Here is a 23,186-nt window from a genome sequence, read left to right as displayed (position 1 = left end):
ATTAAAGTAGGGTCTTTTCCATGAACAACAACCTTTCTGAACTGCAGCAACGTTTTTACCAGATCATCAACAACCCAACGCTTTCTCCAAAGCAGAAGAACCAATTTCTGGCATTGGAAGCGGAGGCAAGCCTGCCTTACCTGTCGATTGAAGACGACATAGCGCAAGCAATGAAAGACGGTGTTATCTGTGACATGTTTGAAGGGCATGCGCCATTCAAACCACGTTACGTGCTGCCAGATTACGCGAAGTTTCTTTCGCAAGGTTCTGAGTATTTGGAATTGACGCCAGCAGAAAACCTTGATGATGCACTCAACATGCTGAATATCATCTATCACCACGTTCCTTCCGTGACCAACATTCCTGTGTATGTCGGCCAACTCGATGATGTGCTGATGCCTTACGTTGGTTCGCTGAGCGACGAAGATATCTACCAAAAAATTAAACGTTTCTGGATCATGCTTGATCGCACTCTGCCAGATGCATTCATGCATGCGAACATCGGTCCTGCTGACAACATCATCTGCCGCACTATCTTGCGCGTCGATGCTGAATTAAAACAAATCGCACCAAACCTAACGTTCATGTATGACCCTGCTGTCACACCAGACGATTTGCTTCGCCATGCCACTCGCAACATCTGTGAATGCAGCAAGCCACACATTGCCAACTACCCAATGCATGCTGGCGCTTACGGTGACAAACGTTTCGGCATCGTGAGCTGTTACAACTCTCTGCCATTAGCGGGCGGTTCAAACACCCTAGTGCGTATGAACCTAAAAGAAGCCGCGAGCAAAGCAGAAAGCGCAGAAGACTTCATCAACACAACGTTGCCAACTTACAGCAAGTTGATGGTTGAGTTGATGGACGTTCGTAGCACTTACCTTCACGAATCTTCAAATTTCTTTACCAACTTCCTTGCAATGGAAGGCCTGATTGAAGAGAGCCGTTTTGCACCCATGTTTGGCATCTACGGCATGGCTGAAGCAGTGAATGCTCTGTTGGAAAAAGATGGCAAGCAAGGCAAATACGGACATGACATCAGCGCCAACGAGCTGGGTCATGCCATTTCTGAAAAGCTGGCTGCACTGGTTGACGAAAACCCAGTGAAGTACGGCTACAACGGTAAGGCACTGCTTCATGCCCAAGGTGGTATCAGCCTAGACATGGACGCTACCCCAGGCGTGCGTATCCCTTACGGTACTGAACCTGATCCTGTGACGTATGTTCACGCAACGGCGGGCCACCACAAACACTACACATCAGGCATCAGCGACATTCTGACCATTGATGAGACCGTGAAATCGAACCCTGAAGCCATGTACAACCTTTGTAAAGGCGCTATCAACTTGGGTTACCGTGAATTCACGGCCAATGTCGCGTCGAACGATTTGGTTCGCGTGACGGGTTACATGATCAAGCTGTCTGATATTGCGAAATTTGACGACGAAGGTTCACGCAAGAACACCACCTGGTTAGGTGCAGAAGCATCGAAGAACACGGGGATTTTGAACCGTGCGCCACGCGTGGTGAGCTTTGAATCAACCCCTGTTTACAAGTAACAGTATTGCCGATCACAGCGTCCGTTAATAACGAACACAACGAGAGCAAGAGAATGTCAGTGAAGCCAACGCAAAACCAAGCACTGGTCAGTCGTATTCTGACATTCTCTTGTGTTGATGGGCCGGGCAACCGTTTGGTGGTATTTTTGCAAGGATGTAACTTCGATTGCATCACTTGCCATAATCCTCACACCATCAACCACTGCACCCATTGTGGTGATTGCGTGAAAAGCTGTCCAAGCGATGCCCTGTCCATCCATACCCAAAAGAACGACCAACAGCGTGTTATCTGGCATGCTGATAAATGCACACACTGCGACCGTTGCATTGATGTGTGCCCTGACAAATCCAACCCGAAGATTGTTCGCTACAGCGTGGACGAGATGCTTGCGCTGATCCGCAAACATCATTTCTTCCTCAATGGCATCACCATTTCTGGCGGTGAAGCAACACTGCAACTTCCTTTTATACTGTCATTGTTCAAAGCCATAAAATCTGACCCTGAGCTTGCACACTTAACCTGCTTCATCGACAGCAATGGTTCATTGTCCCGCACGGGATGGGAGCGCGTTTCGCCCTACCTTGATGGTGCCATGGTCGATCTCAAAGCCTGGCAATCAGACACGCATTTGTGGCTCGTCGGTCGAGATAAGCACCGCGTCATCGACACCATTGATTACTTGGCTACGCAGAACAAGCTGCACGAAGTGCGTTTGCTGCACATCCCAGGAAAAAGCGATTTGGATACCGAAGTCGATGCGGTGGGAGATTACTTAAAGACCCTGCCTGAAGGTGTGAAGATCCGCCTTAACGCGTTTCAACATCACGGTGTGATCGGTGAAGCGTTAACGTGGGAGAAATGCAGTGAAAGCGAGATGAATCGCTTCCACGAATTGTTGTTTTCGAAGATCAATCGGCCCATGCAATTGCCGACGGTTTATACCTAAATCTCTGCCGTGTCACCAACCAGTTGATCGTGCAACCAGCGACACGCTGGATTGTTCAAACTCACCGTATTCCATACCAAGCTATAGGCCACTTGGCCGTAATCAAATGGCAGCGCTTTGGCCACCAGCCCCTTGCCTTGCAAAGCCGTTTCAGCCCAGCGTTTCGAGCAGGTAAAAAGATACGGTGAATGCTGGCACATTAAAGCCGCTGAACCAAAGTCTGCGACCATCGCAGCAATGTTTCTCGCGCCATGTCGTTGCGTAAGTGTCTGTTCAAAGTAAGGCTCAGCCAAATCCTTATCAATGACGCGAATGTGGCGATAACTTAAATACTTTTCAATAGTCAGCGCTTCATTGGAAAGTGGGTGTGCCGGGTTCATCAAGCAGACCATTTCATCACTTAAAATCGTTTTCCAAATAAGACTCTTGCTGTGTGTCGGCGGCTGACTGATATCATGCGGAAGCAGCAGAAAATCGATTTTTCCATTCAAAAGCGCTTCGAAGCTAAATTGCTCTTTGGTGGAAATAACCAACTGCGCATGGTCACTCAATCGCTGAGATATTTGCCCCAACTGAGGTGCAAAAAGCTCAAACGTACTCTCTCTCATCGACAATGAAAGCATGCCCGTAAAGGTTTCAGGCAAGAATTCTCCTTGCTGAAAAATACCATTCATGTTCGACAGAACATTGTGGATTGCGGGGCCAATACTTAACGCATATTGTGTCGGTGCGAGTTGGTTTCCTCTGCGGAAAAAGAGCTCATCGTTCAGCTGCGCTCTTAGCTGTCCCAACGCTTTGCTGACACTCGATGGCGTCACACATAATATATTGGCCGTTGACGTCACGCTATGCGTCATCAATAGCACATGCATAACGGTGAGGTTTTTAACGCTTATACGAGAAAGTGTGGCGTAATCCATCGAAGACCATCTTCATTCAAACAATCACGGCATAGCGTAGCCTTAAACCCGTCTAATACCAATTGGTATTAGACGTAGATATACGCAAACGCCAGACACAATAAAGGCGCTGATTCAGCGCCTTTTCATCGAAAATCTGCTTCCCGATTATGGGCGAGACAGATAATCCGCTTTACCTACCCACTTGTAGGTTGTCAGCTCCTCTAAGCCCATAGGGCCGCGAGCATGAAGCTTTTGTGTAGACACAGCAACTTCTGCACCCAAACCGAACTGAGCGCCATCAGTGAAGCGTGTAGAGGCATTCACATACACTGCCGCAGACCCTGCGCCATTGATAAACGCTTCTGCCGCCATCAAATCGTTGGTGAGGATCGCATCAGAGTGGCTCGCATTGTGGTCACGCATATGTTTGAGCGCTGCGTATACATCCGAGACCAATACAACGCCAAGGGTAAAGCTCAACCATTCGGTATCAAAATCACCCTCTCCCGCTTCTTGCAGGTCTGCAACACCCCCCAACAATGGCAATGCCGCCGCTTCAGCAACAATCTTAAGCTTATTGTCATTGAACAATGGCGTCAGTTTTTGCAGAAGTGTTTCTGCAATCTCTTGATTCACTAGCAAGGTATCTAGGGCATTACAGGCCGACGGACGTTGCGCTTTAGCATTGATAATCAAATCCAATGCACGGTCCAAGTCAGCGGTTTTGTCTACGTACATATGGCTGATGCCGAAGCCACCAATGATCACCGGAATGGTGCTGTTTTCTTTACACATTTTGTGCAAGCCCGCACCGCCGCGAGGAATGATCATGTCGACATAGTCATCAAGACGCAGCAATTCACCAACCAATTCGCGATCTGGCTTCTCGATATACTGCACAGAGGCCGCGGGTAGGTCTGCTTTTTCCAGCGCGGTTTGGATAATTTTCACCAACTCAACGTTTGAATGGAAGGTTTCTCGACCGCCACGAAGGATGCTTGCGTTGCCCGTTTTTAGGCACAAAGAGGCAATATCAATCGTTACGTTAGGTCGAGCTTCATAAATCACGCCAATCACGCCGATAGGCTCGCGACGACGGCTCAACGTCATGCCGTTCTCAAGCACTTTGCAGTCCATTTCGCTACCGACCGGATCAGAAAGCGAAATCACGTTACGAACGTCGGCGGCAATACCAGCCAAACGTTCGTCGTTCAGCAGAAGACGATCTAGCATTGCATCAGGCAAGCCCGCTTCACGACCAGCATCGATATCTTTTGCGTTTGCAGCAAGGATGCTAGCTGCATTCGCTTCTAATTCATCAGCAATCACTGCTAACGCTTGATTCTTCTGCGCTGTTGGTGCCGTTGCCAATACATATGCAGCGTCTTTGGCTGCGCGTCCCATGGTTTGTAGACCGGTTGTTTGCAGACTCATGTCAGCCTCTATTGCTTATCCATAGCGTTAGCAGCAATGCTACTAACCAAATTAATTAATCAATGACGACGAGATCGTCGCAATGTATTGCAACGGCGCCGTGTGCATAGCCCAGAATATCTTGAATATCCTGACTGTGTCGACCTGCGATGGCACTTAAATCTGTACTTGAGTAGCGGCAGATACCGCGCGCTAATAGCTTACCGTTTTGATCACAAATACGCGCGACTGCACCACGATCAAAACGGCCTTCCACGCCGATGATGCCTTTAGACAATAGGCTGCTATGGCGTTCTACCACGGCTTTCGCTGCGCCTTGATCGATAATGATGTCGCCTGCAGGCGGAGGGCCGGCCAATATCCAACGTTTGCGGCTTTCAAGCGGTGATGCCAACGGTAAAAAGCGTGTGCCTGCAGGTTTTCCTTCAACCAAATGTTGAATCACCTCTGGGCGGCTACCTGCTGCAATAGTCACTTCAATACCCGCTCGACGTGCTACGTCAGCGGCCTGTAGCTTGGTCGCCATGCCCCCCGTACCCAAACCACTGACACTGCCGCCAGCTAACTTGTGTAAGGTCTCATCGATCGTATGCACTTCGCGGATCAGTTCAGCGTCTGGGTTGTTACGCGGATCTGCAGTAAACAAGCCAGGCTGATCGGTTAGAAGTAGTAATTTGTCAGCTTCAGCAAGAATCGCCACAAGCGCCGACAAATTATCGTTATCGCCCACTTTTATCTCAGCCGTCGCAACCGCATCATTTTCATTCACAACGGGAACGATATGATTATCTAGCAGTGCTTGAAGCATATCGCGGGCATTGAGATAGCGCTCGCGATCATCCAAATCTGCGCGTGTTAGCAGCATCTGGCCAATGTTAATGCCATAAATAGCGAACAGGCTTTCCCATTCTTGAATTAAACGGCTTTGCCCTACCGCTGCCAGCATTTGCTTGTTGGCAATAGTATTGGGGAGATCGGGATGATTGAGGTGTTGTCGACCCGCCGCAATAGCGCCGGAAGTGACAACAATAACCTGATGACCTAGGCGAATAAGCTTGGCACATTGACGCACCAATTCGACGAGGTGAGCGCGATCGATTTTGGTTGAGCCACCAGTAAGCACACTGGTTCCCAATTTTACAACGATGGTCTGGCGATCTTGTGTATCGCCAGATTCAGAAATCAAAGATGAAACGTTTTCTTGGCCTGACATGACATTGACAACATAAAAGCGAATATGCCTTTCTTTTATCAATCCCAGACCAAGATAACAAGTGATTAAAGCAACTGTCTCGCGATAATCGACAAATTAAGGCCTTTAAGCGGCAGTGCCCAATTTCGGTTTCTTCAAAGATGGTAGCGCTGTGATTTCTAGCGCCAACTCCCCTTCAACAAAGCCCGCAATTTTTTTATAGAAAGTATCGAGAGATTCCGTCACTTCCTGCACACATTTCTTCGGTAATTTTTCTTCCAGCCATTCGCCTTCGGTATTAAATTTCCCAAAGGTGTAGGAATATTCGAAGCCGCCTTCTTTTGGCGTTAACTTCATCCACCACCCCCAAAACTCACGACTTTCGGGCGTTTTTTTGGCATTAACACAAGCAGAAAGGCAATCAAAAAAGTAGCTTTCCCCCGTCGATTTCTTTTGACGCAAATAAGGACCAAGCTGAGCAAACCTTGTCAGCAGGCGTCCATGAGATAAGGTTTTAGTTTCTTCGGTCATAGCAAGCTCCCTTAAGGCGAATATCCATCTCTTTATTATCAATCGCATGTTTACTAGCGTAAGAAGTTGGCTGTACCGCCATTCCGTACTTTTAATCACCCCCAAAAGGAGGAAACGCTTAAACAGCAAACAATCACTGTATAACATGCAACCGGATAAAATTCGTCCTTTGGCAGAGAGCTTTGATTAATCTGTCTTTATCCCAAGGCAGTATAAAGATCTAGATCACAATGTTCTTGTGAACCACTCAATAGCTTCAAGCATAATTCTGTGATATCCGTCATGAATAGGTTTGCTCGGCAAGGTTTTTGCCCTTCCTCCATAACTGTATAGCGCAGCCAGTTGATTATCAGAATCTGGGCACACTGGATCGCCATCCAGACCAAGCGCCAAGATCGGTACCTTGGTTTTTCTGCCGTTGAGCAATCCCTGATGACGAAGTGATAATGCTTGAAGTTGTGTCAGCAGCGACGCAGACGCACTACTTTTCCCCATACGAGAAGCAATCGTATCTAAGTGCATTGGGGGGATATTCTTGAGACGCTTAGCATCTGTCAGCATGGCATGAAGAATACCGCCAACAGAAACGCAAGACTTAATTAGATTTTGCTCTACAAACGCCATTCTCACTGCGGCATTCGCACCAAACCTAATGCCTAAACAACCAACTCGATGTTGATCAACCCAAGGCACTGAGACCAACTCATGGAGCATCGCTTGATGCAAACGACTGCTATCTTCAGTGAGCTTCCACGCGCTGCTTCTACCAACCGAAGGCATATCAAGGGTTAACATCGCGATGTTTGCAGGCGCGAAATAGGTTTGGAATAAATGCCAGAGATCGGTCTGCAAACTATCTAAGCTACCACTCACAATAACAGTCGGAAGCGGCTCATCGGTATGAGGAATATAAAGAAACCCTTCTAGCGACTTACCGTCAACTTTAGTCACCACTTTTTCAATTCTGAACGTCGACTTTTCCATCGCGGAATGAAACGCTTTGTTAGCAAGGATTTCGGTTTGCTGTGAAAGAGGGTCACCTTTTAGGTGAGGATAGCCTGCAATGCTGAAACAGGTGCTCGCACGTAACCAATCAGTAAACGCACCCTCTTTATCGCCTTGTTCTTCTTTCAATAGCGCCGTTTTCTGGTGGCTGATACCCGTCTGTGTCCATTCATAAGGCCAGTTTCCCGAACGGTAACCCACTACGGTATCAAGCAGCTTATCATTGCTTCGGTCGTTGTCTGAGGCAGCAATGCGCGCAAGCGTTTCTTCCATCTCAATCGGATCAACACCTTGCCATGTCCATTGCGGACGACGCAGCACGCGATACCAACTGTTGTCACTGTCACCGTCTAATACGCTATCAATGTCGTTTGACGCTTGATTGACACTCCCTACGATGGTGGAGGTTTCTTTTGCATGTTTGGTGGGTTTGAAAAGCTTAACGGATAGGTTTTCTGACTCTGTTTCTCTCACGGAATATCTCCAGAGCATTCATTTCAACTGGCTCCAGTGTAAACCATGGTAAACAGAAAACCATGATCTTACCGAGGGGTAATAATACCGAACAACATTTACTTAACTCTGAGCATAAAAAAAGCCCCTTTCGGGGCTTTTCAGTAAATCGTTATTTTAGCGCTTAGCAACAGGCTCGACAAACGTCACAGCCATATCCCAAGGCTGCTCAATCCAGCAATCTTGAGCAATGTCGACAACGTAGTCATCCACTAAGTGTTTGCCCGCCGGTTTCGCACATACCGTCACGAACTTGGCTTTCGGGTACATGTTACGAATGACTTCAGCAGTACCGCCAGTGTCGACCAGATCGTCAACCACGATAAAGCCTTCGCCATCGCCGTCAGCTTTCTTTAAAACTTGCATATCACGCTGATGATCATGGTCGTAGCTCGCGATACAAACCGTATCTACATGACGAATACCCAGCTCACGCGCCAAAATCGCAGCAGGAACCAAACCACCACGGCTCACCGCGATAATACCTTTCCACTGCTCAGCAGGTAAAAGCTTTTCAGCCAATTGGCGGGTATACATTTGCATGTTGTCCCAGGTGATAACAAACTTGTTGCTCATTTCAGAAAACCTCGGAGGCGATGGTCGCCTTTTAACTCACTAAAAAATATTGCGGCATATTGTGTCTTACATAACGAATTTCAGCAAGAACAGGGCAGCCAGAACCCAAATACTGATAGGTACATCACGTCCCTTACCACTAAATGCTTTGATTGCGCAGTAAGAGATAAAGCCTAAACCGATACCGTGTGCAATTGAGTAGGTCAACGGCATCAGTAAGCAAACAACCACAACGGGTGCCGCTTCTGTTAGGTCACGCCAGTTAACGCTAACCAAACCAGACATCATCAAAATAGCCACGTAGAACAAAGCACCTGCTGTTGCGTAAGCTGGCACCATACCCGCCAATGGCGAGAAGAACAGTGCAAGCAGGAACAAAATACCGACCACAACAGCGGTCAACCCCGTGCGACCACCAGCAGCAACGCCTGACACACTTTCAATGTAAGACGTCGTATTTGACGTACCCAGCATTGCACCCACAGTGGTTGCAGTACTGTCCGCCAACAGCGCACGGTTCAAGCGTGGTAGTTTACCATCTTTGTCCATCAGGTCCGCTTTTTGTGCCACACCGACTAAGGTGCCAGCTGTATCAAACAGGTCGACGAAAAGGAATGCAAACACAACAGAAATCATGCCGACTTCAAATGCACCGGACAAGTCCATTTGCATGAAGGTTGGAGCAAGACTTGGCGGCGCAGACATTATGCCACCGTACTGAACGTTACCTGTCGCAACAGCAATACCTGTCACAACAAGAATAGCAATCATCACTGCGCCTTTAACGCCGCGATTCACCAAGCCAATGGTCAGGAAGAACCCGAGTGCTGCCATTGCAGGTGCAAATGAGGACAGATCTCCCATGGACACCAAGGTTGCTGGGTGTGCCACAACGATGCCGGAGTTTTGCAGCGCAATCAGCGCCAAAAACATACCGATACCGGCAGAGATACCTGTTCGTAGAGAAAGAGGTATGGAGTGAATAATCAACTCTCGAACCTTAAACAGGCTCAAAGCGATAAAACACAAACCAGACAAGAAGACCGCACCCAATGCTACCTGCCACGAATATCCCATTTGGAATACGACCGTGTAAGTAAAGAAGGCGTTCAAACCCATACCTGGTGCTTGGGCAACAGGATAGTTCGCAACCAAACCCATCACGAAACAGCCAATTGCCGCAGCCAAACAGGTCGCAACAAATACCGCTCCACGGTCCATGCCTGTTTCAGACAAGATCGCTGGGTTCACAAAAATGATGTAGGCCATTGTCAGGAAAGTTGTCAATCCCGCAATGATTTCGGTTCGAATATCTGTACCTTGCTCTTTTAACTTAAATAGACGCTCAAGCATGGCTTTCGGTTCCTTGGAAAGTGTGTGTATGCCAGTCAATAAGACACGAACGTTTTACGAAAACGTTTGCGTCGAAATTTGACGCGAATCTTACCCGCCACTTCGTGAAATTTCCAGTGTGAATTGCATCACTTAGACTCCGATCGGTGGCGAAACAAGCGACTTATCATCATCCTGATGATTTAGTCAGTTTAAGGCATACATATTAGAGGGGAATTTAGATTAAGAAATGAACAAACCGTAAATCTGAGACGAGCATACCCCCCATTTACCTCAAGGTGCCTGTTCAATCAGAGACAAAGCCAATATTTCAGAATTTAAGACAAAAAAAACGCCACTAAAAAGTGGCGCCAGATAAAAGTCTGATTTCCAAAATGGAAACGAAATATCTGTTAGAGCGGGGTAATTCTTCTATCAGCAAGCCATTAGTTACTTGCTTTTGTATCCGAACGTCGCCGGATAACGAAAATTATTGGTGTATACGGAACTACGATTCCAGTAATGACACGCAGAGTTGCCTTTCATCATTTGTACCTCAAAAAATTCGAATCGAATAAATGCAGCTTTAGTAAAGCTCGGTTCCGTGGAGACGAATAATTTCGGGTTTATCCATAAACAAATGCTAGCGCATGGCTGTGTCTTTGGGCTCACTGCCCATCCAGAAGACGGTGAGATAGTAGCCTTTACGTTATTTAATTACAATGCAAAAAGAGATCTAAATCACATTAACTACTGCATATGAAACTATTGTGTAATTAAATTACACAATAAAAACGTCTCGAAAATAATAATGTTATATGTGGCAACAATTTAGGCTCACATGCTTGCAGCGTAACCAGTTAGTTGAAAAAGTATCCATCCCGAAACAACAAAACAATAGAAATAGGGATTGTTATTGATGCTTGTTGACGTAATTCGAAATATCAATATACGCAACCGCGTATTCTTCCTGGTTGCAATCACACTAAGTGCAATGCTACTGCCGATCTACCTCTTTGCCACTCAGAACTACAACAATCTGATGGTCTTTAAAAAGGATGAAACTAAGGTACTGGTCGATAGTGCTCATAGCTTGGTAAAACATCATTATCAGCGTTTTATCGATGGCGAACTAAGTGAAGCGCAAGCCAAGAAACTCGCTCTCAACGCTGTAGCCTCACTCCGCTATGATCAAAATAACTACTTTTGGATAAATGACAGTCACCCAACCATGATCCTTCACCCTATCAAGCCAAAGCTTAACGGTCAGGATTTGACAATGTTTGAGGATAAGGCTGGGAAACGGTTGTTTGTCGAAATGGCACAGGTTGCCACTCAGTCTGGGGGTGGTTTTGTTGACTACTACTGGAGTAAGCCCAGTTCAGACAATCCCGTCGAGAAAGCGTCTTATGTAAAATTGTTCAAACCATGGGGATGGGTGCTAGGCACTGGCATCTATGTGGATGACGTTGCTACCGCGTTCACCAAAGAACTCACCTTTTTGCTCATCAACGTCTTTGGCATATTGGTCATCGTTCTATTGATCAGTGCCGTCATTGGGCAATCTATCGTTGCACCCAGTACGCAAACGGCCAAAGCACTACGAGACATATCAAGCGGAGAAGGTGATCTCAGCCATAAGCTATCACTCAAAGGGCGAGATGAACTTAGTCAGATAGCCCGCTTTTTTAACCGATTTATCGATCAGATCCGTGGCATAGTCAGCGAGATCAACCCAGTCTCTGACACTATCTCTCGTTCGGCAAATGAGATAACCCGTCTATCCGAGACCTCAGAACGCCTTGCCAACCAACAAAGTACGGAGATAGATAGTATTTCTGCCGCGGTCAACGAATTACTTGCCAGTAATCAGGAGATCGCAACGTCAGCAGCCCATGCTGCGGATGAAGCTCAAAACGCAGCAGACGAATGCAATGGCGGGCAAAGCGTGGTTAATGATATGCGCGAGCAAATGTTGGCAATGGTAGATAGCCTTCAAAGCGCCGCAACCGAAGCCACGGTGTTGGCTGATGATTCTAAAAATGTCGGTAAAGTATTGGACGTTATCCGCACTATTGCTGAGCAAACCAACCTTTTGGCACTCAATGCGGCCATTGAAGCTGCTCGTGCAGGCGATCAGGGACGCGGCTTCGCCGTGGTTGCAGATGAAGTTAGAACACTGGCTATTCGCACTCAACAAAGCACAGACGAGATAGAAAACATCATCACGACATTGCAAACACGTGCCACATCGTTAAATAACACACTCGGTACAACACAAAATCTGTCGAAAGCCACCGCAGAACATAGTCAGCATGTCCTCCACTCTCTGACTGAAATTGATGGTAAAGTTTGCGAAATCACCGCCATCAATCAATCCATCGCGTCCGCATGCCACCAAACGGCGGCGGCTACGGAGGAGATCAATGTCAATCTTCACAACCTTGTCGACAAAGGGAAAGAGACGGTAGAACAAAGTCGCGATTTGACTGAGCAAAGCTTGGCGCTTTCGGCAGTTGGCGTTCAGCTTAAAAGCGCTATCGGGCAGTTTAAGATGTAGGCATTTCATACGATATGTAGCGATATGCTTTTAACAAGGCATACTTTTCGGCTGCAAATTCTGTTAGCTTATTGGCATGCAGTACTGCATGCCTTTTTTCATTCTGTGTTTTTCTGGAGATCGCCCGTGTCAGAGATCAGCCAATTGTCGCCGCAACCTGTGTGGCAGTTTTTCGACAAAATTTGTTCCATTCCTCACCCGTCAAAGCATGAAGACCAGCTCGCACAATACATTGTGGACTGGGCAACCCATGAAGGTTTGTCGGTGTGTCGAGATGATGTGGGTAACGTCATCATCAAGAAACCAGCAACACCAGGAATGGAAAACAGAAAAGGCGTGGTGCTTCAAGCTCACATAGACATGGTGCCTCAGAAAAACGAAAACACAGATCATGACTTCGTCACCGACCCGATTCGTCCGTACATTGACGGCGATTGGGTAACGGCTGACGGCACAACGCTTGGCGCAGATAACGGTATGGGCATGGCAACCTGTCTTGCTGTACTTGCCGCCAATGATATTGCTCATGGCCCTCTCGAAGTGCTACTCACTATCGACGAAGAAGCGGGCATGACTGGCGCATTTGGCCTCAAAGAAGGCTGGTTAGACGGTGACATTTTGCTAAACACTGACTCGGAGCAGGAAGGCGAAATTTACATGGGCTGTGCAGGCGGTGTCGATACTTCCATTGCGTTCACCCTAGAGCGAGAAGCACTAGGAGAAGGCTATGTGGGTAAAGCACTGCAAATCAAAGGTCTCAAAGGCGGACACTCTGGTGTTGATATTCACACTGGTCGCGCCAACGCCAACAAACTTCTTGGACGCTTTCTTGCCGGTCACGCTGACGATTTAGGCTTACGCCTTATCTCTATTCGCGGTGGTACATTGCGTAATGCAATCCCACGCGAAGCCTTTGCCCATGTCGCGATACCTGCTGAGAATGCCGAAAAATTAGCGTCACTCTTTATGCATTTTGAAACAGTGCTAAAAGAAGAATTGGCGGCCATTGAAACCTCTATTGCATTATCAGTATTAGATAACGAGATCAGCGAGCAAGCACTGACATCTAACGTACAAGGTCGCATCATTGCCAGTATTAATGCCTGTCCTAACGGCGTGATCCGTATGAGTGATGATATTGACGGTGTCGTAGAGACATCGTTAAATCTCGGTGTGATCACCACAGAAGAAAATACCATGACACTGCTTTGCCTTATCCGCTCACTGGGGGATAGTGGTCGCAGTTATGTTGAAAGCATGCTGCGATCATTGGGTGAACTAGCCGGCGCTGAGGTGACATTCTCAGGCGCTTACCCAGGCTGGAAACCAGATCCAGAATCAGAAATTATGCACATCTTCCGCAAAACCTATGAAGACATCTACGGCCGCGTGCCGGACATCATGGTGATCCACGCAGGTTTGGAATGTGGTTTGTTCAAAGAGCCATACCCAAACATGGACATGATCTCTTTCGGCCCAACGATCAAGTTTCCGCATTCTCCCGATGAGAAAGTCAACATTGCTACTGTTGGTCTGTTCTGGGAACAAATGATTGCTATGCTCAGTGCCATTCCGGAAAAAGCATAATTGCATTAAATAAGAGCGCATTAATCATGACAAATGATTGATGCAAGGAAGCTAAACGTTAAGAGCGCCGATTGGCGCTCTTTTACCATTCAAAACTCAACTGTGCGGCCTTGTCTTTGTCTTCCGATTTAAGCCCGACGCTTAACCCTATCAAACGCACACCTCTTCCTTGTTGGCGAGCTAGCGCTTCTTTTAAGAGATCAGGAAACACATTCGTATCGAAGCACCACTGACGATGTTCAACCGAGGTTAACTGAAAATCGGAAAATTTAAGTTTGACCCCTTGGCGCGCAATGTCCATATCAGGACACACTCGCTTTAAACGCGTTTCCATCTCATCATAAAGTGACTCCATGACGGCCAAGCACTCCGCTTCGGTGCGAATGTCTTCTGGCAAAGTCCGCTCCACCCCCACCGACTTGCGAACACGGTCGGTTTCAACGTCTCTTTCATCAATGCCCTGACATCGATTCCATAACGCATGACCGAATTTACCAAATCGCTGAAGTAATAGATTTTGATCAAACTGCTGAACGTCTTCACCTTTAAATAAGCCAAGTTCATGCAGTTTCACCAAGGTCACTTTACCCACGCCTGGAATTTTCTCCAACGGCAAGTTCTTCACAAATGCATCGATTTCATCCGGCGTGATCACATAGATACCGTCAGGCTTGTTTAAATCAGATGCCACTTTGGCGATGAACTTAACGGGTGCCACCCCGGCTGACGCTGTTAATCCGAGCTCGCGTTTAATCGCTTGTCGAATGTCTTCAGCGATAAGCGTTGCTGAGCCTCTAAATAGTGAGCAGTCACTCACATCAAGATAAGCTTCATCAAGGGATAGGGGCTCTACTTTGTCGGTATACCGAGCAAAAATGGCTCGAATTTGAAGAGAAACGGCTTTGTACTTGTTCATGTCACCACGAACTACCGTGAGGTTGGGGCAAAGTTTCTTAGCATGTGCCGTCGCCATCGCTGAGCGAACACCATATTTTCGAGCAAGGTAATTACAGGTCGATATCACACCTCTGCGCGTTTCTGAGCCGCCAATGGCAAGAGGAATATCCCGCAACTCAGGGCTATCACGCATCTCTACAGCGGCATAGAAACAATCCATATCGATGTGCACAATTTTTTTCATGGATAGAGAGCCTGACAATCAGATACTGTATGTATACACAGCAACCGATGCGGTTGTCAATCTTCGAAGCAAAGGTGTTAGGGGCTTTGGAGGCAGGGAACTACCGATAAAAAAGGCCAGTCTGTGACTGGCCCTCATGAGTCAGATGATTCAAATAGATCAAATGATTTGATTCTTCTTCCACTCAGCTGCTTTGGCAGCACGCGCTTCGCGCTTTTGCCTTGCATCACAAGGTTCTGGACAGTCACATTCTTTTTCAATGCCAACAGAGCCCAGACCACCACAGCTTCCACTGATGGTTTTGCGTTGAATAATGTAGCCGATCGCCATGCCAGCAATCACTAGCAAGAAAACCGAAAACGTTATCAGATACTCAGACATCTCATTACCCTTAACGTGTTAGATATTGTTTAAATGCGTCCGATGCGATTTCTTTAAATCCATTATCGGTCTTTACAATGAAAAATGCTGGAATATTTTCACTGTTAGCCAGCGCTAGTGCATTTTCTGGCCCCATCACCATAAAGGCAGTCGAGAAGCCATCAGCCGTCATACATGATTTATCCAGCACAGTCACCGACACCAAACGATGATTGATCGGCTTGGCTGTTTTTGGATCAATGGTGTGAGAGTAACGTATGCCATCTTCTTCAAAATAATTGCGATAATCCCCTGACGTCGCAACGGCCATATCACCCGGCGCAATGATTTCTTGGACAGTTTGCTGTTCAGTGCTTGGTTTTTCAATCGCGATACGCCAAGGCACACCTTCGGCATTCACGCCATGAAGTTGAAGTTCACCACCAATCTCAACCAAGTAGTTTTTAATCCCTAACTCCGCCAAATAGTTAGCAACCACATCAACACCAAACCCCTTCGCAATCGACGATAAATCGACATAAAGATCAGGGTTGGTTTTCGTCAGAAAATGACCATCAACCTCGATAAATTCGATGCCGGTCATTGCTCTGCGTTCAGCCACTTGAACATCACTAGGCGCGCGATCAGGTCGTCCCTCAGGACCAAAGCCCCAGAGATTCACTAATGGCCCAACAGTAACATCCAGCGCACCCTCAGACAGCTTATTGAGACGAATGGCTTCAGCGACAACCAATGCGGTATCTGCCGACACAGAAAATGGCTCACTGCCTTTTTGCTGATTAAAGCGACTCAACTCGGAGTCCTTGCGGTACGTCGACATTTGGTCGTTCACCCGCTCCAAGCGAATATCGATCTCGGTCTGAATAACATCATGACTTGGCACGTCACCATCCGACATGTATTTCACCGAATAGTAGGTCCCCATAGTAGAACCAGTGAGATGAACTTGTTTTGGTGCTTGTTCACATCCTGTAAGCACAAGCAGGCTGCTTACAATAAGACCGAGAGACAACAGGAATTTTTTCATTACTTCATCCAGTTGGTTGAAATTAGACACACAGACCATGATTACGATGGGAGATTGAGGTCCGCTTAATACGAATCGCAGTATGTATTTGCGGTGAGATAGCAACGTATCTCAGTCGCAGAGACAGCCAATTGATGAGACGCGAAAATATCTACTGAGATTGGTATCTGTGTATTCATATCGATGTGTTCGTATCGATGTATATGCAAAATGGCTGACCCTAAGGCCAGCCATTTGTCTTTTCGACTTAGCGGTGTTTAGCCACCGAAATCATCAAGCAGGATGTTTTCGTCTTCAACACCAAGGTCTTTCAGCATGCCGATAACTGCCGCATTCATCATTGGAGGACCACACATGTAGAACTCACAATCTTCTGGGGCGTCGTGATCTTTAAGATAGTTCTCAAACAACACGTTATGGATAAAGCCAGTGTAGCCTTCCCAGTTATCTTCTGGCAGTGGATCAGAAAGCGCACAGTGCCAAACGAAGTTTTCGTTTTCAGCAGCTAGGCCGTCAAAATCTTCTACATAGAACATTTCACGCTTAGAGCGAGCACCGTACCAGAAAGACATCTTACGCGTAGAGTTCAGACGCTTGAGCTGGTCGAAAATGTGAGAACGCATTGGTGCCATACCTGCACCACCGCCCACAAATACCATTTCTGCATCAGTATCTTTCGCGAAGAACTCACCAAACGGTCCTGAAATCGTACACTTATCGCCTTCTTTCAACGACCAAATGTACGAAGACATAATGCCTGGCGCAACAGTTGGGTTGTTAGGTGGCGGCGTAGCAATACGCACGTTTAGCATGATAATGCCAAACTCTTCAGGGTAGTTCGCCATTGAATACGCACGAATGGTTTCTTCGTTAACCTTGGACTCGTAACGGAACAGGTTAAACTTCTCCCAGTCTTCACGATATTCTTTAGGAACATCGTAATCTGCGTACTTAACGTGGTGAGCAGGCGCTTCGATTTGGATGTAACCACCCGCACGGAAAGGCACTGACTCGCCATCTGGAATTTGCAGCTTCAGTTCTTTGATGAAGGTTGCTTTGTTATCGTTAGAGATAACTTCACATTCCCACTTTTTCACACCAAAAATTTCTTCTGGCAGCTCGATGTCCATGTCAGTTTTCATTGCTACCTGACAGGCCAAGCGCTCGCCTTCACGTGCTTCACCTTTGCTGATGTGATCAAGCTCAGTCGGCAGAATGTCACCGCCACCTGATTTGATCTTCACGCGGCACTGACCACAAGAGCCACCGCCACCACAAGCTGAAGAAACGAATACGCCAGCGCCCGCAAGAGCGGTCAGTAGCTTGCCACCTGGCTGTGTGGTAATTGCCAGATTTGAATCGCCATTTACAGAGATGATGATGTCACCTGAAGGTACCAGTTTTGATTTGGCGAACAAGATCACCAGAACCAATACCAGTACGATAAGAGTAAACATCACTACACCAAGAATAATGTCCATTGACTAATCCTTATATCGCGGTTTACCCGACTTACAGTTGAACACCAGAGAAAGACATAAAGCCCAACGCCATCAAACCTACGGTGATAAAGGTAATACCCAAACCACGTAAAGCAGGAGGAACATCAGAATACTTCATTTTTTCACGAATACCTGCCAGCGCAACAATCGCTAGCATCCAGCCGATCCCCGACCCTGCGCCGTATACCACTGATTCTGCGAAATTGTAGTCACGCTGAACCATGAAAGATACACCACCGAAAATCGCACAGTTAACTGTGATAAGCGGAAGGAAGATACCCAGTGCGTTGTAAAGTGGCGGGAAAAAGCGGTCTAGGACCATTTCCAGAATCTGAACCAACGCCGCGATAACACCGATGAAGGTGATAAAGTTCAGGAAGCTCAGATCAATGCCTGGTGCCAACGCGCCGTCTTTCAAAATCAGGTTATAAACCAGATTATTGACAGGAACAGCGATGGTCAGTACGACGATAACTGCGACACCTAGGCCAAACGATGTTTTTACTTTCTTGGAAACAGCCAAGAAAGTACACATACCTAGGAAGAATGACAGCGCCATGTTCTCGATGAAAATCGAACGAACCATAAGGCTAATGTAATGTTCCATTACGTCCTTACTCCTTCGCTTCTACTTGTTCAGGTTTGAACTCACGTATAACCCAGATCATAAAGCCGATCAGGAAGAACGCTGATGGAGCCAGCAACATCATACCGTTTGGCTGATACCAACCGCCTTCTGAAGTCAGAGGCAGAATAGACACGCCAAACAATTTGCCAGAACCCAACAGTTCACGGAAGAAACCAACAGTGATCAGTACGAAGCCGTAGCCAAGACCATTACCAATGCCGTCAATGAATGATGGCAGTGGCGCAGACTTCATCGCATACGCTTCTGCACGTCCCATAACGATACAGTTGGTGATGATCAGGCCAACGAATACAGATAGCTGTTTAGAGATATCGTAAACGTACGCTTTCAAGATCTGGTCAACCACGATGACCAGCGATGCAATGATCGCCATCTGCACGATGATACGTACAGAGTTAGGAATGTGGTGACGAATAGCCGAAACAAACAAGTTAGAAAACGCGGTTACAAACGTAACTGCTATCGTCATAACAAATGCAGTTTCTAGCTTGGTGGTCACTGCCAATGCAGAACACACACCTAGAACCTGAAGGGCAATCGGGTTGTTGCTAAGTATCGGCGCCCATAGATTCTCTTTCAGTTCTTTAGTATCAGCCATTGTTCAGCTCTCCCTTTTGAACCATCTTCAGGAACGGGCCAAAGCCATTGTTACCGAGCCAGAAGTCGAATGTGTGCTGAACACCGTTTGAAGTCAGTGTTGCACCCGACAGTCCATCTACACCATGGATGTCACCCGGTTGTGCGCCACCTTTAACGATGCGAATTGCTGGCTGACCTTTGTCATCAAACAGCACTTTGCCTTCGAATTGTGAACGCCAGCGCGGGTTTTCAACTTCACCACCCAGTCCCGGAGTTTCGCCTTGCTGGTAGTATGTGATACCACCAACGGTGTTACCGTCAGTCTCAACAGCAACAAAAGCGTACATCATTGACCACAGACCATTACCGTGCATAGGAAGAATCACTTCGTCAGTCCCGCCTTGGTCATTCTTAACCAAGTAGACCTTCGCTAAATTAGCGCGACGACCAATCTTCGCCAAATCCTGCTCTGCAGCAAGCTTGACTGATTGAGAGGGATCCGACGCTGCAACGCGTTGGTCATAAGCTTCAGCTTCAGCTTCCGTACCCGTTAGCTCACCCGTTGAAAGATCAACAAGGCGAGGAACGATGAATTTTTCAAAAGCTTGGTTAACTTCGGTCTTGCTCGCTCCAACAGGAATACCAGCAACAGACAGGATGTTGCGCTGAACATCGAGTACTGCATTTTCCTGCTGTAGTGGACGCAAAGACACCGCTGCAAAAGAAACCACGACTGAACAAACTAGGCTCAGCGCGACAACTACGGTCAGCGTTTTTTTAATGCTATCGTTATTGCTTGACACGAGCCAGTCTCCGTTTGATGTTACCCTGTACTACCAGGTTGTCGAACAGCGGGGCAAACAGGTTCGCAAACAGGATAGCCAGCATCATACCTTCTGGGTACGCTGGGTTAACCACACGAATCATCACTGCCATCGCACCAATCAGGATGCCATACCACCACTTCGCTTTATTGGTGAAAGACGCTGAAACTGGGTCGGTTGCCATGAACATCATACCGAATGCAAAGCCACCCAAAACCAAGTGCCAGTGCCAAGGCATGCTGAACATTGGGTTGGTGCTAGAGCCTGCAATATTGAATAGCGTTGCCGTTGCAACAAGACCAATCAACGTACCCAGAATGATGCGCCATGATGCAATTCGCATTGCAACAATCATTGCGCCACCAATCAAGATAGCCAGCGTCGATACTTCACCGATGGAACCAGGGATGTTACCGATGAAAGCATCCATCCAAGTGATCGTGCTACCAGAAACGTTGTTCACTAGTGCGCCTTGACCGCCTGCAGCCCATTGGCTAAGCGCCGTTGCACCAGAGAAGCCGTCAGCCGCAGTCCAAACCAAATCACCAGAGATTTGTGCAGGATAAGCGAAGAACAGGAATGCACGGCCAGCAAGAGCAGGGTTCAGGAAGTTACGACCAGTACCACCAAAGATTTCTTTTGCAACAACAACACCAAAGGTAATACCTATAGCTGCTTGCCACAAAGGAAGTGTAGGCGGAACGATCAACGCAAACAGGATAGAAGTGACAAAGAAACCTTCGTTGACTTCATGCTTACGCACCATACAGAACAACACTTCCCAGAAACCACCGACGATAAATACCGTCGCGTAGATTGGTAGGAAGTAGGTTGCACCAAGCAACATTTTGCTTGCCCAACCTGCATCAGGAGACAGCGACCCCCCTAGCATTTCTGTTAACCAGTAATGCCAGTTACCACCCACAATGGCTGCAAGTTGATCAGCGCTATACATCGAGTTCAGTGCCATAACAGCCTGATTACCCGAGTTGTACATACCGAAGAACATTGCTGGGAATACAGCCAGCCATACCATGATCATAATGCGCTTCAGATCGATGCTGTCACGAACGTGAGCACCGCGCTTTGTCACTAGACCAGGGGTGTAAAAAAGTGTCGCTGCAGCTTCGTAAAGCGCAAACCATTTCTCGTGCTTACCGCCCGGTTCAAAATGCGGTTCGATATCTTCAAGAAATTTTTTCAAGCCCATCGGTTACCCTTCCTTCTCAATTTGATCAAGGCACTCACGTAGCATCGGACCAAAATCGTATTTGCCAGGGCAAACAAATGTACACAGAGCAAGATCTTCAGGATCCAGTTCAAGTGCACCTAGCTGAGCCATGCTGTCCAGATCGCCTGCACAGATATCTCGTAGCAAAAGTGTTGGCTCGATGTCCAGTGGCATAACACGCTCATAGTTACCAATTGGTACCATTGAACGCTCACTACCATTAGTGGTAGTCGTCATGTTAAACAGCTGACCTTTAAAGAACTGACTCAAATACGCACGCGTAACTGAGAATTTGTTTTTACCTGGAGTGATCCAGCCAAACAGTTCTTTTTCACGACCTTCGCGCAACGCACTTAATTGTAAGTGGAAACGACCAAGGTAACCGTGAACACCACCAGCTTGTGTTCCACTTAGTACGGAGCCAGAAATGAGACGGATTTCTCCAGGCATCAATTCGCTGTTTGTCAGCTCATTGATTGACGCACCGATTTGCGTACGGATAAGGCGTGGGTTGTTAACCACTGGACCTGCCAAAGCAATCACGCGGTCGGTATACAGCTCACCCTCAAGGAAAAGCTTACCGAACGCAATCACGTCTTGGTAGTTCAGGTGCCAAACCTGCAACTCTGCGCCAACAGGGCGAAGGAAGTGAATGTGAGTACCCACCAGACCAGCTGGGTGAGGGCCATTAAACACTTGCTCTTCAACGTTAGACTGCGAGCTACGTGGCAGGCTAGACTCACCTTTACACACGTAAACTTTGCCGTCTGTCAGACGCGAAAGAACATCCAAGCCTGCTACAAACGCTTCTTGCTGCTCATTAATGATCAGCTCAGGGTTTGCTGCGAGAGGGTTGGTATCCATTGCGGTGACGAACACAGCAGAAGGTTTCGCATCAACCGCAGGGTTTTTACTAAATGGACGAGTACGAAGCGCAGTCCACAGACCCGATTCCACCAATTGGTCAACAACCATTTGGCGATCAAGACCTGCAATTTCAGAGGCTTCATATTTATTGAAAGTGACTTGCTCGTTGCCTTCGATTTCGATGACAACAGACTGAAGAACACGTTTTGCACCACGGTTAATCTCAACCACAGTACCCGCTGCAGGCGCAGTGAATTTAACGCCAACATTCTTTTTATCTTCAAAAAGAATCTGACCTTTTTTCACTACATCCCCAACACGAGCATGCATTGTTGGACGCATGCCAACGTACTCTTCGCCTAGCAAGGCGACTTTTGTGATGGCTGAGCCATCATTTATCACCTGAGCAGGAGTCCCTGAAATTGGGATATCCAAGCCCTTTTTTATTGTAATCATACGCACTTGCACTACATTAACGGGAAAAATTCTGTTATTGCGCAGTTGATACACGACTTTCTACTGTTTGGCGGGATGATACACACCCCAAGCCTTCGCAACTTCCTCATCACCAATCCGCAACAATTGTGCGGACGGGGTCAGTTTTCAAGCGATGGATTCTATCATCAACCAAAGATGCTATTCCACGGCAATCACCGTGATGCACCCTGAAATTTCAACAACTGAGCAAACTATCGCCAATTGAGAGTGATAAGTATGAGCCGGTGCACAAAATGTCATGCAAACGTAGTGTGTAAAAAGTGTTACAAAATCAACATAACTCACGAAAGCCTGTCTTAATGTTGAATTGATTAATACACTACATTTCTTAACAATCTGCTGACGA

20 protein-coding genes are annotated in these 23,186 nt (G+C 47.2%); 4 read left to right on the top strand and 16 right to left on the bottom strand.

Going from position 1 to position 23,186, the window contains the following annotated elements; genetic code table 11:
* Positions 1-20 precede the first annotated feature (20 nt).
* Both A1OO_RS03830 and A1OO_RS03825 read left to right on the top strand, forming a co-directional pair.
* On the top strand, positions 21-1,562 hold the full coding sequence (locus A1OO_RS03830; protein ID WP_017004694.1) for a YjjI family glycine radical enzyme: 1,542 nt from the start codon (positions 21-23) through the stop codon (positions 1,560-1,562).
* A 53-nt stretch (positions 1,563-1,615) separates the two neighbouring features.
* Positions 1,616-2,509: a YjjW family glycine radical enzyme activase gene (locus tag A1OO_RS03825; protein WP_017004693.1), complete on the top strand. Its 894-nt coding sequence runs from the start codon at positions 1,616-1,618 to the stop codon at positions 2,507-2,509.
* On the opposite strand, the gene A1OO_RS03820 is transcribed toward A1OO_RS03825, so the two are convergent.
* The 7 genes from A1OO_RS03820 to A1OO_RS03790 all read right to left on the bottom strand — a co-directional run bounded on the left by A1OO_RS03820 (position 2,506) and on the right by A1OO_RS03790 (position 10,015).
* On the bottom strand, positions 2,506-3,429 hold the full coding sequence (locus tag A1OO_RS03820; protein WP_017004692.1) for a LysR family transcriptional regulator: 924 nt from the start codon (positions 3,427-3,429) through the stop codon (positions 2,506-2,508). The genes A1OO_RS03825 and A1OO_RS03820 overlap by 4 nt on opposite strands.
* 147 nt (positions 3,430-3,576) lie before the next feature.
* Positions 3,577-4,845: a glutamate-5-semialdehyde dehydrogenase gene (locus A1OO_RS03815; protein ID WP_017004691.1), complete on the bottom strand. Its 1,269-nt coding sequence runs from the start codon at positions 4,843-4,845 to the stop codon at positions 3,577-3,579.
* Between the two features lie 55 nt (positions 4,846-4,900).
* Positions 4,901-6,058 (bottom strand): glutamate 5-kinase, encoded by a 1,158-nt coding sequence (gene proB, locus A1OO_RS03810; RefSeq protein ID WP_016959686.1) that lies wholly within the window; start codon positions 6,056-6,058, stop codon positions 4,901-4,903.
* Positions 6,059-6,163: 105 nt separating this feature from the next.
* Positions 6,164-6,568, bottom strand: a complete 405-nt coding sequence (crl, locus tag A1OO_RS03805) for a sigma factor-binding protein Crl (protein WP_016959687.1) — start codon at positions 6,566-6,568, stop codon at positions 6,164-6,166.
* Positions 6,569-6,793: 225 nt separating this feature from the next.
* Positions 6,794-8,047 (bottom strand): esterase FrsA, encoded by a 1,254-nt coding sequence (gene frsA, locus A1OO_RS03800; RefSeq protein ID WP_017004690.1) that lies wholly within the window; start codon positions 8,045-8,047, stop codon positions 6,794-6,796.
* Between the two features lie 156 nt (positions 8,048-8,203).
* Positions 8,204-8,662 (bottom strand): xanthine phosphoribosyltransferase, encoded by a 459-nt coding sequence (gpt, locus tag A1OO_RS03795; RefSeq protein ID WP_016959689.1) that lies wholly within the window; start codon positions 8,660-8,662, stop codon positions 8,204-8,206.
* 66 nt (positions 8,663-8,728) lie between these two features.
* Positions 8,729-10,015 (bottom strand): NCS2 family permease, encoded by a 1,287-nt coding sequence (locus tag A1OO_RS03790; protein ID WP_016959690.1) that lies wholly within the window; start codon positions 10,013-10,015, stop codon positions 8,729-8,731.
* Between the two features lie 898 nt (positions 10,016-10,913).
* Here A1OO_RS03790 and A1OO_RS03785 point away from each other — a divergent pair.
* A complete protein-coding gene (locus tag A1OO_RS03785; RefSeq protein WP_017004689.1) occupies positions 10,914-12,554 on the top strand; it encodes a methyl-accepting chemotaxis protein in 1,641 nt (546 codons plus the stop codon).
* 126 nt (positions 12,555-12,680) lie between these two features.
* Positions 12,681-14,141 (top strand): aminoacyl-histidine dipeptidase, encoded by a 1,461-nt coding sequence (locus tag A1OO_RS03780; RefSeq protein WP_017004688.1) that lies wholly within the window; start codon positions 12,681-12,683, stop codon positions 14,139-14,141.
* A gap of 82 nt (positions 14,142-14,223) precedes the next feature.
* On the opposite strand, the gene dinB is transcribed toward A1OO_RS03780, so the two are convergent.
* The 9 genes from dinB to A1OO_RS03735 all read right to left on the bottom strand — a co-directional run bounded on the left by dinB (position 14,224) and on the right by A1OO_RS03735 (position 22,798).
* Positions 14,224-15,282 (bottom strand): DNA polymerase IV, encoded by a 1,059-nt coding sequence (gene dinB, locus A1OO_RS03775; RefSeq protein ID WP_016959693.1) that lies wholly within the window; start codon positions 15,280-15,282, stop codon positions 14,224-14,226.
* Between the two features lie 159 nt (positions 15,283-15,441).
* Positions 15,442-15,663 (bottom strand): (Na+)-NQR maturation NqrM, encoded by a 222-nt coding sequence (nqrM, locus tag A1OO_RS03770; protein WP_016959695.1) that lies wholly within the window; start codon positions 15,661-15,663, stop codon positions 15,442-15,444.
* A gap of 10 nt (positions 15,664-15,673) precedes the next feature.
* Positions 15,674-16,690 (bottom strand): FAD:protein FMN transferase, encoded by a 1,017-nt coding sequence (locus A1OO_RS03765; protein ID WP_017004687.1) that lies wholly within the window; start codon positions 16,688-16,690, stop codon positions 15,674-15,676.
* 257 nt (positions 16,691-16,947) lie between these two features.
* The gene (nqrF, locus tag A1OO_RS03760; protein WP_016959697.1) at positions 16,948-18,171 is read right to left on the bottom strand and encodes an NADH:ubiquinone reductase (Na(+)-transporting) subunit F; all 1,224 of its coding nucleotides are present in this window, start codon (positions 18,169-18,171) and stop codon (positions 16,948-16,950) included.
* Between the two features lie 31 nt (positions 18,172-18,202).
* The gene (gene nqrE, locus A1OO_RS03755; RefSeq protein WP_016959698.1) at positions 18,203-18,799 is read right to left on the bottom strand and encodes an NADH:ubiquinone reductase (Na(+)-transporting) subunit E; all 597 of its coding nucleotides are present in this window, start codon (positions 18,797-18,799) and stop codon (positions 18,203-18,205) included.
* A 7-nt stretch (positions 18,800-18,806) separates the two neighbouring features.
* The gene (locus A1OO_RS03750) at positions 18,807-19,439 is read right to left on the bottom strand and encodes an NADH:ubiquinone reductase (Na(+)-transporting) subunit D (protein WP_016959699.1); all 633 of its coding nucleotides are present in this window, start codon (positions 19,437-19,439) and stop codon (positions 18,807-18,809) included.
* Positions 19,432-20,223 carry a Na(+)-translocating NADH-quinone reductase subunit C gene (locus A1OO_RS03745; protein WP_016959700.1) on the bottom strand — a complete coding sequence of 264 codons (792 nt, stop codon included), beginning with the start codon at positions 20,221-20,223 and terminating at the stop codon, positions 19,432-19,434. The genes A1OO_RS03750 and A1OO_RS03745 overlap by 8 nt, the downstream gene beginning before the upstream one ends.
* Positions 20,210-21,454 carry an NADH:ubiquinone reductase (Na(+)-transporting) subunit B gene (locus A1OO_RS03740; RefSeq protein ID WP_016959701.1) on the bottom strand — a complete coding sequence of 415 codons (1,245 nt, stop codon included), beginning with the start codon at positions 21,452-21,454 and terminating at the stop codon, positions 20,210-20,212. The genes A1OO_RS03745 and A1OO_RS03740 overlap by 14 nt, the downstream gene beginning before the upstream one ends.
* A gap of 3 nt (positions 21,455-21,457) precedes the next feature.
* Positions 21,458-22,798, bottom strand: a complete 1,341-nt coding sequence (locus A1OO_RS03735; RefSeq protein WP_035008722.1) for a Na(+)-translocating NADH-quinone reductase subunit A — start codon at positions 22,796-22,798, stop codon at positions 21,458-21,460.
* Between the last annotated feature and the right edge of the window lie 388 nt (positions 22,799-23,186).

The sequence above is a fragment of the Enterovibrio norvegicus FF-33 genome (genome assembly GCF_000286835.2).
In the GTDB taxonomy this organism is placed as follows: Bacteria; Pseudomonadota; Gammaproteobacteria; order Enterobacterales; family Vibrionaceae; genus Enterovibrio; species Enterovibrio norvegicus_A.
Note: the sequence above shows the minus strand (reverse complement) of the source record. Positions and strands in the feature narration are given on the sequence as shown.

What these genes read in the sequence shown, in the direction of transcription:
- nqrF (WP_016959697.1), bottom strand. Translation starts at nt 18,171, where the DNA reads ATGGACATTATTCTTGGTGTAGTGATGTTTACTCTTATCGTACTGGTA.
- proB (WP_016959686.1), bottom strand. Translation starts at nt 6,058, where the DNA reads ATGTCAGGCCAAGAAAACGTTTCATCTTTGATTTCTGAATCTGGCGAT.
- A1OO_RS03790 (WP_016959690.1), bottom strand. Translation starts at nt 10,015, where the DNA reads ATGCTTGAGCGTCTATTTAAGTTAAAAGAGCAAGGTACAGATATTCGA.
- crl (WP_016959687.1), bottom strand. Translation starts at nt 6,568, where the DNA reads ATGACCGAAGAAACTAAAACCTTATCTCATGGACGCCTGCTGACAAGG.
- dinB (WP_016959693.1), bottom strand. Translation starts at nt 15,282, where the DNA reads ATGAAAAAAATTGTGCACATCGATATGGATTGTTTCTATGCCGCTGTA.
- A1OO_RS03830 (WP_017004694.1), top strand. Translation starts at nt 21, where the DNA reads ATGAACAACAACCTTTCTGAACTGCAGCAACGTTTTTACCAGATCATC.
- A1OO_RS03815 (WP_017004691.1), bottom strand. Translation starts at nt 4,845, where the DNA reads ATGAGTCTGCAAACAACCGGTCTACAAACCATGGGACGCGCAGCCAAA.
- nqrE (WP_016959698.1), bottom strand. Translation starts at nt 18,799, where the DNA reads ATGGAACATTACATTAGCCTTATGGTTCGTTCGATTTTCATCGAGAAC.
- A1OO_RS03765 (WP_017004687.1), bottom strand. Translation starts at nt 16,690, where the DNA reads ATGAAAAAATTCCTGTTGTCTCTCGGTCTTATTGTAAGCAGCCTGCTT.
- gpt (WP_016959689.1), bottom strand. Translation starts at nt 8,662, where the DNA reads ATGAGCAACAAGTTTGTTATCACCTGGGACAACATGCAAATGTATACC.
- nqrM (WP_016959695.1), bottom strand. Translation starts at nt 15,663, where the DNA reads ATGTCTGAGTATCTGATAACGTTTTCGGTTTTCTTGCTAGTGATTGCT.
- A1OO_RS03820 (WP_017004692.1), bottom strand. Translation starts at nt 3,429, where the DNA reads ATGGATTACGCCACACTTTCTCGTATAAGCGTTAAAAACCTCACCGTT.
- A1OO_RS03785 (WP_017004689.1), top strand. Translation starts at nt 10,914, where the DNA reads ATGCTTGTTGACGTAATTCGAAATATCAATATACGCAACCGCGTATTC.
- A1OO_RS03825 (WP_017004693.1), top strand. Translation starts at nt 1,616, where the DNA reads ATGTCAGTGAAGCCAACGCAAAACCAAGCACTGGTCAGTCGTATTCTG.
- A1OO_RS03735 (WP_035008722.1), bottom strand. Translation starts at nt 22,798, where the DNA reads ATGATTACAATAAAAAAGGGCTTGGATATCCCAATTTCAGGGACTCCT.
- A1OO_RS03740 (WP_016959701.1), bottom strand. Translation starts at nt 21,454, where the DNA reads ATGGGCTTGAAAAAATTTCTTGAAGATATCGAACCGCATTTTGAACCG.
- A1OO_RS03750 (WP_016959699.1), bottom strand. Translation starts at nt 19,439, where the DNA reads ATGGCTGATACTAAAGAACTGAAAGAGAATCTATGGGCGCCGATACTT.